The 2,371-nt window shown below is 74.7% G+C and carries 2 protein-coding genes and 1 pseudogene; 2 read left to right on the forward strand and 1 reads right to left on the reverse strand.

The features are described 5' to 3' along the window. Positions 1-605, reverse strand: a 605-nt coding sequence (locus L0B03_RS16730; protein WP_250447978.1) for an NADP-dependent oxidoreductase, incomplete at its 3' end; no start/stop codon positions are given. A 74-nt stretch (positions 606-679) separates the two neighbouring features. Here L0B03_RS16730 and cysS point away from each other — a divergent pair. Both cysS and L0B03_RS16740 read left to right on the forward strand, forming a co-directional pair. Then, positions 680-2,122: a cysteine--tRNA ligase gene (cysS, locus tag L0B03_RS16735; RefSeq protein ID WP_250447979.1), complete on the forward strand. Its 1,443-nt coding sequence runs from the start codon at positions 680-682 to the stop codon at positions 2,120-2,122. After that, positions 2,122-2,371: pseudogene (locus L0B03_RS16740) on the forward strand (23S rRNA (guanosine(2251)-2'-O)-methyltransferase RlmB); the annotation flags it as partial. The gene cysS and the pseudogene L0B03_RS16740, both read left to right, overlap by 1 nt.

Raw genomic sequence — 2,371 nt, forward strand, 5'->3', positions numbered from 1 at the left:
GCCAGGGCGCGCACCCGCTCCACGAGCCCCGGGCCGTGGGCGAGCGGGGCGGCCCCGAGGTCGACCAGGTACTCGTGGTTGGCCGGAGAGGCCGTGCCGATCACTCGGGCCCCGCGGTGGTGCGCGAGCTGGGTCACCATCGCGCCCACCCCGCCGCTCGCCCCGTGGACGAGGACCGTGTCCCCGGCCCCCACCGCAGCCGCGGCGACGGCGTTGACCGCCGTCGTCCCCGCGAGCATGAGACCCCCGGCCCGCGCCCAGTCCAGGCCCGCGGGCTTGGGCACCAGGTCCTCGGCGGGCACCACGAGGTGGTCGGCGTAGGCCCCCTGCACGGGGTGGGCGATGACCTCGTCCCCCGGGCTGAAGGCCTCGACGTCCGGGCCGACAGCGGTGACCACGCCCGCGGCCTCGAAGCCGAGCCGCAGCGGCAGACGCGCGGGATCGCTGCCCCAGGCACCGGTGTACGTCTTCCAGTCGGCCGGGTTGACCCCGGCGGCGCGGACCTCGATCAGCACCTCCCCGGGGCCCGGGACGCCCGGCTCCTCCTCGACGAGGGCAAGGACCTCGGGTCCTCCGTACGCTGCGGCGACCACGACGCGACTCATGCCTCGATCATCTCTCCGCACCGCGACCCGGTCCAGGGCCGGGAGTCCCCTCGTCGCGCCGGTACCCTGGCGCGGTGACCCTGCACCTGTTCGACACCGCGACCCGTGCCGCGCGCGCCCTCGTGCCGCTCACCCCCGGGCAGGTCCGTGTCTACGTGTGCGGGGCCACGGTGCAGGGCGGCCCTCACATCGGTCACATGCGCATGGCCGTCGCCTTCGACGTGCTGGTCCGCTGGCTGCGCCGTAGCGGCCTCGACGTGACCCTCGTGCGGAACGTCACCGACATCGACGACAAGATCCTCACCAAGTCCGCCGAGGCCGGCGTGCCGTGGTGGGCCTGGGCCCAGCGGTTCGAGCGCGAGTTCACCGCCGCGTACGACGCCCTCGGGGTGCTGCCGCCCACCTACGAGCCCCGCGCGACCGGCCACGTGACCGAGATGGTCGAGCTGATGGAGCGTCTGGTCGAGCGAGGCCACGCCTACGTGACGGGGGCCGGGGACGTCTGGTTCGACGTCCGCTCCTTCCCCGAGTACGGCGCGCTGACCAACCAGCGGCCCGAGGACCTCACCCCGGCCGACGACGAGGCCGACCAGCCCGACGGCGAGGGGTCGGTCAAGCGGCACCCGCACGACTTCGCGCTGTGGAAGGCCACCAAGCCGAGCGACCCGGCCACCGCGTCCTGGCCCACCCCGTACGGCCGTGGCCGACCAGGCTGGCACCTCGAGTGCTCGGCCATGGCCGAGAAGTACCTCGGCGAGACCTTCGACATCCACGGCGGCGGCCTCGACCTGCGCTTCCCGCACCACGAGAACGAGCAGGCCCAGTCCCGGGCGGCGGGGCACGGGTTCGCCCAGCTGTGGATGCACAGCGCGTGGGTGACCCAGGGCGGCGCGAAGATGAGCAAGTCCCTGGGCAACTCGCTCATGGTCGCGAGCATCCTCGAGCAGGCCCCGGCCGTGGCGCTGCGGTACGCCCTGACCGCGGTGCAGTACCGCTCGATGCTCGAGTACACCCCCGAGACCCTCCACGAGGCCGAGGCCACCTGGACGCGTCTGGCAGGGTTCGTCGAGCGGGCCACCGAGCGGCTGGGCCGCAGCCACGACCTCGACGCGGTCCGCACCGCGCCGCTGCCCGCGGGCTTCACCGCCGCGATGGACGACGACCTCAACGTCCCGGCGGCCCTCGCCGTCGTCCACGAGCACCTGCGCCGCGGCAACACGCTGCTGGCCGACGGCTCGGACGAGCAGGTCGAGGCCGAGGTGCTGGCCCTGCGCGGGATGCTCGACGTGCTGGGTCTCGACCCCGTCCAGTGGGGCGGGGCAGGGCAGGGCTCGCTCGCCGAGACAGCCTTGGACGCGCTCGTCCGGGCCGAGCTCGACGCCCGGGCCCGGGCCCGGGCCGAGAAGGACTGGACCACCGCCGACGCCGTGCGGGACCGGCTCGCCGGTGCCGGCATCGTCGTCGAGGACTCACCGACCGGTGCACGCTGGTCGCTCGTGCACGACCAGGAGGACTGATGGCAGGCAACTCCCAGCGCCGCGGCGCCACGCGCAAGGCCGGATCCAAGAAGGGGGCGACCGGCGGTACCGGCGGCAAGAACCGCCGCGCCCTCGAGGGCAAGGGCCCGACCCCCAAGGCCGAGGACCGCCCGTACCACGTGGCCGCCAAGCGCAAGGCCGCCCAGGAGCGCCTCGAGAAGGCCCCAGGGCGGGGTGGCCCCTCCCGGGCGACCTCGACCACCGGTGCCAGCACCGGCCGCACCGCCC

Source organism: Actinotalea sp. C106 (assembly GCF_023630195.1).
Classification (GTDB): domain Bacteria; phylum Actinomycetota; class Actinomycetes; order Actinomycetales; family Cellulomonadaceae; genus Actinotalea.